This is a genomic window from Paenibacillus sp. 01T422 (assembly GCF_056398785.1).
Genome location: NZ_JBFTQB010000208.1, coordinates 1 through 8092, shown reverse-complemented (window position 1 = coordinate 8092; position 8092 = coordinate 1). Strand labels below are relative to the sequence as shown.

Annotated in this window: 8 protein-coding genes; 6 read left to right on the top strand and 2 right to left on the bottom strand. The window is 48.0% G+C overall.

Annotation, left to right across the window (positions count from 1 at the left end; genetic code table 11):
- The 4 genes from AC1DUA_RS13860 to AC1DUA_RS13845 all read left to right on the top strand — a co-directional run.
- Positions 1 to 243 (top strand): helix-turn-helix domain-containing protein (locus AC1DUA_RS13860; RefSeq protein ID WP_477500318.1); only part of this gene is annotated, 243 nt, incomplete at its 5' end.
- Positions 244 to 405: 162 nt separating this feature from the next.
- Entirely contained in the window at positions 406 to 2208 is a 1803-nt protein-coding gene (locus tag AC1DUA_RS13855; RefSeq protein ID WP_477500317.1) for a CBM96 family carbohydrate-binding protein, read from the top strand.
- A 225-nt stretch (positions 2209 to 2433) separates the two neighbouring features.
- Entirely contained in the window at positions 2434 to 3276 is an 843-nt protein-coding gene (locus tag AC1DUA_RS13850; protein ID WP_477500316.1) for an SDR family oxidoreductase, read from the top strand.
- A gap of 57 nt (positions 3277 to 3333) precedes the next feature.
- Positions 3334 to 3843: a hypothetical protein gene (locus tag AC1DUA_RS13845; protein ID WP_477500315.1), complete on the top strand. Its 510-nt coding sequence runs from the start codon at positions 3334 to 3336 to the stop codon at positions 3841 to 3843.
- A 46-nt stretch (positions 3844 to 3889) separates the two neighbouring features.
- Here AC1DUA_RS13845 and AC1DUA_RS13840 read toward each other — a convergent pair whose 3' ends face one another.
- Both AC1DUA_RS13840 and AC1DUA_RS13835 read right to left on the bottom strand, forming a co-directional pair.
- The gene (locus tag AC1DUA_RS13840) at positions 3890 to 4306 is read right to left on the bottom strand and encodes a hypothetical protein (RefSeq protein ID WP_477500314.1); all 417 of its coding nucleotides are present in this window, start codon (positions 4304 to 4306) and stop codon (positions 3890 to 3892) included.
- 310 nt (positions 4307 to 4616) lie between these two features.
- The gene (locus AC1DUA_RS13835; RefSeq protein WP_477500313.1) at positions 4617 to 5624 is read right to left on the bottom strand and encodes a LacI family DNA-binding transcriptional regulator; all 1008 of its coding nucleotides are present in this window, start codon (positions 5622 to 5624) and stop codon (positions 4617 to 4619) included.
- Between the two features lie 121 nt (positions 5625 to 5745).
- Here AC1DUA_RS13835 and fucU point away from each other — a divergent pair, with 121 nt between their 5' ends.
- On the top strand, positions 5746 to 6171 hold the full coding sequence (gene fucU, locus AC1DUA_RS13830) for an L-fucose mutarotase (RefSeq protein ID WP_477500312.1): 426 nt from the start codon (positions 5746 to 5748) through the stop codon (positions 6169 to 6171).
- 81 nt (positions 6172 to 6252) lie between these two features.
- A complete protein-coding gene (locus tag AC1DUA_RS13825; RefSeq protein ID WP_477500311.1) occupies positions 6253 to 8043 on the top strand; it encodes an L-fucose isomerase in 1791 nt (596 codons plus the stop codon).
- Positions 8044 to 8092: the final 49 nt, after the last annotated feature.

Here is an 8092-nt window from a genome sequence, read left to right as displayed (position 1 = left end):
TCCGAGGACTTACACCTATCCACCTACTATTTGTCTCATACTTTTCGGCAGTCAACGGGCAGTTCCATCACGGAATTTATCGTGGCACGCAGGCTAAAGGAAGCTTGTTTACTGCTTGAAACGACGAACCAAACGGCCGCTTTCATCGCGCAAGAGGTCGGTTTTTTGAATGGATCTTATTTTTGTCGGGTTTTTAAAACGGTTATTGGCATCACCCCGAAGACATACCGAATGCAGCTTTGAAAATACCGCAACACAGTGCAACTTCTAGACAATAGAGGGACACATGTCAAGCTGGCAATCTTTTATACTCTTTAATGTAAGCGTTGCCAAGGTGGTGAGGACGTGTGGAAAGGAGGAGAGTGGCAACGAGGAGAAGATTTGAACTTATGGGAGGAATGGATAATGGTTAAAAAAATAAGAAAACAGGCAGGGAAGACTTGGGCTGCGGTTCTGCTTTCATCTTGGATGTTGATGGCGCTGCCATCGTTGGCAGGTGCTGCAACGTCGACGCTTTCACCGAGTGATGACTCCTATGTTCATCAAAGTAATGGGGATTCCAATTACGGGACGGCAACTTCCTTGTATGTCAAAAATGATGCGAGCGCATCTCGCTATTCGTATCTCAAATTTAATCTAAGTGGATTAACGGGTGTGACGAGCGCCAAATTGCGTGTTTATGGAAGTGCGTCGTCATCTACGGTTCTATCTGCTTATCAAACGGCTGACAGTTGGACGCAGACGGCGCTTACCTGGAATAATAAGCCTGCTGTTGGCAGCTCGGCTGGAAGTGTTTCGATCAATACGACGAATACGTATAACGAAATTGATGTGACTTCTTATGTCGCTGCGCAAGCTGCAGGGGATGGTATCGTTTCTTTCGCGCTCCAGGAAAGTGTCGGCAAGTACACAACCTTGAACAGTAGCGAAAATGCGACTAATAAACCTCAGCTTGTTGTCGTTAGCGGCAGTGGCGGTGGAGGCGGGGATACGCAGGCGCCTAGTGCACCTTCGGGTTTGACGGGATCTGCGGCTTCTAGTTCGCAAATTAATTTAAGTTGGAACGCATCCACCGACAATGTGGGAGTTACGGGCTATGATGTGTACCGCAATGGCACATTTCTGAAGAGCGTGAGCGGCACTTCGACCAGCGATACGGGCCTAACGGCTTCGACGACTTACAGCTATTATGTCAAAGCGAAAGATGCCGCAGGGAACGCCTCCACGCAAAGCAGTACGATTAATGCGACAACCAATGCAGGGACATCGCCGACAGGCTGTACGAATGCACTGAATACAACAGCAGCCATCCAGAATGCGATGCTGAATGCGACAGCAGGGACTGTGATCTCTATTGCCCCTGGTACTTACATTGGTAACCGATCGACGAGCGGCGATCCAGGAGGTCAGGGGTTGTTCTATTCGGGTAAAAGCGGGACATCTGCGAATCCGATTATCTTGAAAAGCTGCGATGCCGCGAATCCTGCGATTCTCAAAGGTGTGAATGTGAACGATGGCTCATATGCCATTCACCTTACAGGTGATTACTGGCAAATTCGCGATATCGAAATTACCAATGCTCAAAAAGGAATCATCATTGACAACGGGAACCGCAATCTGCTTAACAATGTTGAAGTTCATTATGTTGGAGATGAAGGTGTGCATTTCCGTGATGGCAGCTCCAATAACACACTGGAATATTCTTTGATCTATGATACCGGCAAATACCAAGCAGGATACGGTGAAGGGGCGTATGTAGGTTCGGATTCCAGCTCGGATTATGAGCATGTTGTGACTGGGAATGTGATCTCGCACACGAATTTTGACGGCGGTATAACGGCTGAGCATATCGATGTTAAAGAAGGAGCCAGCGGTACGATTATCGAGTACTGTACGTTCAACGGGACTGGCATAAGCGGGGAGAACAGTGCAGACAGCTTTATCGATATCAAAGGTGTAAATACAATCGTACGTTATAATCAAGGGTACAGAAATGGCAACTCCAACGTGGTGGATGCGTTCCAGGTTCGTACCCATGGCACGGCGTATGCGACAGGTACGAATAATGCTTTTAACAATAATACCGTGAATTTGGATAGCTCAACGGGCTATGTGGTGTATGCGACAAGCGCTGCTACTGGGACGACTGCACAGAATGACACCCGTACAGGCGGAGGTAATTTGTATAACTCCAATGTGAATGAATGATTGTGAAGAAGGAGGGAGCCCCTGATGTGGGCTTCTTTTTTCTTGAAATAGGGGGCTACAAATTGCTGTTTGAATGGAGTTCCCTCAAAGGTAGAGGGGATTAAAAAGTCGGGGTTATGGGCATGTATGAGAATGATTGCTCTCGCTTTACTTTTGCATATCGACATTGTGAGGTTTGTATGGGATTATGTAGGGTAGTGATTGGGCGATGAGGGGGTGGCGGCCATGAGTATAACGCGTGGAATCGCACTGGTGACAGGCGCATCTAGCGGATTCGGCTTGTTAACGTCAATTGCGCTGGCTCAAAGAGGGTATCAAGTGATCGCGACAATGCGGGACTTGAGCAGGAGCGATTCTTTACTGCAGCAAGCTGAAAAGGCAGGCGTAAGCTCATCGATCGACACCTTGAACCTAGATGTAACGATTCAGACATCGATTGAGCAGGCTGTTTCTGCTATCATGAAGAAGTATGGACGAATCGATGTGCTGATTAACAATGCCGGTTTCGCTGTTGGCGGGTATGTGGAAGATGTTCCGATGGAAGCGTGGCGATCCCAACTGGAAACGAATGTGTTTGGGGTTATAGCGACTACCAAGGCCGTTTTGCCTTTCATGCGCGCTAGCCAGTCAGGCTGTATCATCAATGTGAGCAGTGTGAGCGGGTTATCCGCCTTTCCTGGGTACGCACCTTACAGTACATCCAAGTTCGCGATCGAGGGCTTTAGCGAATCTCTTCGTTTGGAAATGCTGCCGTTTGGCATTCGTGTACATCTTGTTGAACCGGGAGCTTACCGCACGGAGATTTGGCGAAAAGGTTTCGCGGCTATTCATACGACGGAAACATCGCCATATTGGCAGCAGCTCAGCAGAGTGCTGGCGTATTCGCGGAAAACGTCCATGACCGCACCCGATCCGCAGGAGGTCGCAGACGCAATCGCGGGGCTGGTGGACAAGCCGGGGGCTAGGCTTCGATACCCGCTAGGTCGAGGTGTGCAGATGGGGCTGTGGGCAAGAAGTTTTTTGCCATGGAAATGGTACGAAGGCCTATTGAATCGATTGTTGAAATGACAGTAACAGTGGTAGTGACAGGGAGTCCAGAACGCAGAAAACCAAGGAGTGAAATGAATGTCTCGCAAGTGGGAACGAATGGTTAGTAAAAATGCTAAGAAAATAAATAAGGATAGGTCCAAAAGAGGGATTGCCCCTATTTCTACAGACCCTGACCGGGCAGAAGTATTTAAGGGCAGAAGCATTCTGTTAGCATTGTTTTTCGTCCTGATTTCCGTCTTTCTATTGTTGACCTTGACTAAAACGAGCGGGGACAAAATGTATTGGTATACAACCTGCGCATATTTGGTTGTAGGTTTGTTCGTTTATTTCATTCGCCGGCCTTATTTGAAGGTGAGTAAGACGAGTCTGTCGAAGCGTGGTTTTGCCAGAGAGCTTGTGCTTAACGCGGATAACATTAATGAGATCGTATATGCGCCTGGGCAAGTGGTTATTCACCTAAAAGGCAAGTCCCCACGCTGGGTTTATAACAGAACGTTGAATCGTTTTGATATTGCGGCAATGGCGGGCAAATTGAAGAAGTTTGCAGAGCAGAATCAAGTTGCTTTTGTAGATAAAACGGTATAGAGGAAGAAGGACTGATCAGGAATAATCTGATCAGTCCTTTTTGTGTTTAATCATACGTATCCTCGTCAACTCGGAGAACATTATCCATGATCAACTCGGCTTCGGTCTCGAAGTTGAGGTGGAGCGGTGCGGGGAGCATGTCCAGAATGTCCTGCACCATCTCCATGTCCATCAGCTCATCGATGGATTGCGGTCGTGGATCTAACTTTTGGACCCATTCACGGAAAACATCGATGAATACGTAAAAAGAGGACTGGAATTGGTCAGCGACTGCTTCCTGTTCATCGTTTCGCGAGGCCGACATGGCGTTCCAGTTGTTGATAGTCGTTTGTAGGGCTTGTTCAACGTTAGGATTCATGTGATCTCCTTTGACAACTCGTTTATTCGCAATATAGCGCTGCGAATAGGCTCCTGTCAAGCTCGTGAATCGTTGACCAATGCACCCTTCCACCAAACTATTCATGATCAAGCTACATTCCGTCCCACTTGCCAACTAGAAATTCTGAAAAACTAACAAGAAGTCCGCTTAGACGCTAATAGTGGGAACTGGAATCCTCTATTCGGAGGAAAACGAGCTGTTTCCTCTCTGTGCGGAACTAAGGGGTCTTATTTGTCGTCAATAGCCCGTATTGGGGAGGAATTGGCAAGAATAACGGATCGTAGTTCTGCTTGCAGGTGGATTATGCGCCTTTTCGGCGAAATAGCGGCCCCTAGTTCCCAAATAGCCACGCGGAGCCTGCTGCATCTATAACGATGACAGACATCGTTGTCTTCTATGTCAAAGCTTGCGTAGACGCACGAATGAGCAGCTCCGAAGGCAGAATCATCTTCCGGTGCTCCTGCGTTGCCTCGCCTTCAATGCGCTCAATGAGCAGCTGCATGCCTAGCGCACCGAATTGGTAGGCAGGCTGCGACGCTACGGTTAAGAAAGGATTTAAGACGTCTGTGTGGCCGAAGTCGTCGAAACAAACGAGCGATAGATCGCTGGGAACCTGCAGGCCGCGCTTTCTCAGGGCTTGGATAGCGCCTATTGCCAGCATGTTGTTGGCTGCAAAAATAGCGGTAGGCGGATTCTCGTGATGGATCAAAGCATCCAGCGCAGATTCATCTTGAAAATCGCGAAAGTTCCGATGAATCACGAGCGAATCCTCTACAGCGAGGCCGCTGAGCAGATGGGCTTCGCGATATCCTGTATATCTCAAACGGGCGGTAGAGACATCCGGGGAACCGTTAATCATAGCGATTCGGCGATGCCCTAGCTCGATTAAGTGTTCCACRAGCTTTCTTGCGCCTTCTTTGCTATCCCCGAGTACGAGATCCGCTTCAATCCCTGGGATTTCACGGTCGAGTACGACGAAAGGAATATTGTGTTTCTGCAGCTGCAGCAAGTTCTCAAGCGAGTAATCCCCAGTCGGAGCGAACAGGACGCCATCCACGCGGGTAGATAACATCATATCGACGTAGCCTTTCTCCTTCGCGTAGTCTTCATCGCTATTCGCGAACAGCAGGCGGTAACCCGCTCGTAGTGCTGCATCCTCAGCTCCACGAGCAATTGTCGTATAGAACGGATTCATAATATCGGTTATGAGCAGTGAGAGAATCTTAGTCTTTTGGAGTACGAGGCTGCGAGCCATTGAGTTCGGAATATAGTGGAGTTCTTCCATGACCTTCTTCACGCGCTTGCGCGTGGCCTCGCTGATGCGGCCCGTGTTATTGATAACTCGGGAAACGGTCATGGCCGAAACACCGGCTTTTTCAGCGATATCATAAATTGTAATCAAGTAGCGTCACCTTTTCATTCATGTATTTGTCTATTGTATAGAAACTAAAGATTGACAGCAAGACTTAAAGTTGATAATTTTGAGTTATCGATAACACATATTTTTAGAGGAGGAATTGAATATGCTAAAAGGAATACCTTCCATATTGTCACCTGAGTTATTGAAGGTGCTGATGGAGATGGGTCATGGCGATGAAATTATACTAGCGGATGGGAATTTTCCGGCAGCAAGTCATACGAATCGCCTGCTTCGCTGCGACGGACATGGCGTACCGGAATTGTTGGAAGCGGTTTTATCGCTGTTCCCACTGGATTCTTACAGTGAACAGCCGGTAGCTTTAATGGCCGTTGTCCCAGGTGATACCGTAGAAACACCGATCTGGGGCGTGTACGAAGAATTGATTCGAAAGCACATGAAACCTGAGATTGAATATGTAGAACGGTTTGCCTTTTATGAAAGAGCTAAGCAAGCCTATGCCATTGTAGCAACAAGCGAGAAAGCTCTTTATGCCAATGTTATTTTGAAGAAAGGTGTTATTAGCTCGTAATTTGAATTATCGATAACTCTAAATTTTACGTATGTCAGGACGACATGAGTCGATATAACCAATACCGAGGAGGATAACAAAATGGCAAACAGTAACCACAGATGGAATCAGGAATTCCCTAAGATCGGAATCAGACCAACCATTGACGGCAGAAGAAAAGGGATTCGTGAATCTCTTGAAGAGCAAACGATGAACCAGGCCAAAGCCGTTGCCGCACTATTGAGTGAAACTTTGAAATATCCAAACGGCGAACCTGTTGAGTGTATCATTGCAGACACTTGCATTGGCGGGGTGGCAGAAGCGGCGGCAGCAGCAAACAAATTCACGAAATCCGGCGTTGGCGTGTCCATTACAGTGACTCCTTGTTGGTGCTACGGAACAGAAACAATGGATATGGACCCATCCACACCGAAAGCGATTTGGGGCTTTAACGGTACAGAGCGTCCAGGCGCGGTTTATTTGGCAGCTGTTTTGTCCGGTCATGCGCAAAAAGGAATTCCTGCTTTCGGTATTTACGGGAAAGATGTGCAGGATGCTGGTACGATGGATATTCCGCAGGACGTTCAGGAGAAATTGATTCGTTTCTCTAAGGCTGGCCTTGCATCCGCTTACATGAAGGGCAAATCGTATTTGTCGATTGGCTCTGTTTCCATGGGGATTGCGGGTTCGATCGTGAATGAAGAGCTATTCCAGAATTACCTTGGCATGCGTAATGAATATGTCGATATGTCAGAGCTGGTCCGCCGTATTAACGAAGAAATTTTCGATCCGGAAGAGTACCAATTGGCGCTGAACTGGGTCAAAGAGAATTGCGCAGAAGGACCGGATAACAATCCAGCGGCCATCCAAACGACCCGCGAAAGAAAAGACCAAAATTGGGAGACGGTTGTGAAAATGTCCCTGATTGTCAGGGATTTAATGATAGGCAATCCGCGTCTGAATGATCTTGAATTTGGAGAAGAAGCGCTTGGTCACAACGCGATCCTTTCTGGTTTCCAGGGTCAACGTCACTGGACAGATCACTTCCCGAACGGCGACTTCATGGAAGCTATCTTGAACACGTCCTTTGACTGGAACGGCAAACGCGCGCCTTTTTTGGTGGCTACGGAAAACGATAGCCTCAATGGAGTTGCGATGCTGTTCGGCAACCTGTTGACGAATACCGCGCAAATTTTTGCAGATGTAAGAACATATTGGAGTGCCGATTCAGTTAAACGGGTAACTGGGCATACTTTAAGCGGCGCAGCAAAAGACGGCATTCTTCACTTAATCAACTCAGGCCCCGCAGCGCTCGACGGTACGGGTGAGATGACACGTGAGGGTCAACCTGTAATGAAACCTTATTGGGAAATCACCGATGAAGAAGTAGGCAAATGTCTGRAAGCGACATCCTGGCGCCCGGCGTCCGTCGAATATTTCCGCGGTGGAGGGTACTCGACAGACTTTCTTACGAAAGGCGGAATGCCTGTAACGATGTCTCGAATTAACCTTGTGAAGGGCTTAGGACCTGTCTTGCAATTGGCGGAAGGCTACTCGGTAGATCTGCCTGAGGATGTTCACAAGACATTAGATGATCGCACGGATTCAACATGGCCGACAACCTGGTTTGCTCCTATTTTGACAGGGGAAGGCTCATTCACGGATGTGTATTCGGTCATGGATAACTGGGGTTCGAACCACGGTTCAATCAGTTACGGCCACATTGGCGCAGATTTGATCACATTGGCGGCGATTTTGAGAATTCCAGTTTCGATGCATAACGTGGCCAAAGAGCAAGTATTCCGCCCGCGTGTTTGGAGCAATTTCGGAACGTCCGATCCTGAAGGTGCGGATTTCAGAGCTTGTAACGCCTTCGGTCCTTTATACAAGTAAGAGGAATTGTTGTGGCACCTTGTGAGTGCGATACCATTGATTATTTTGT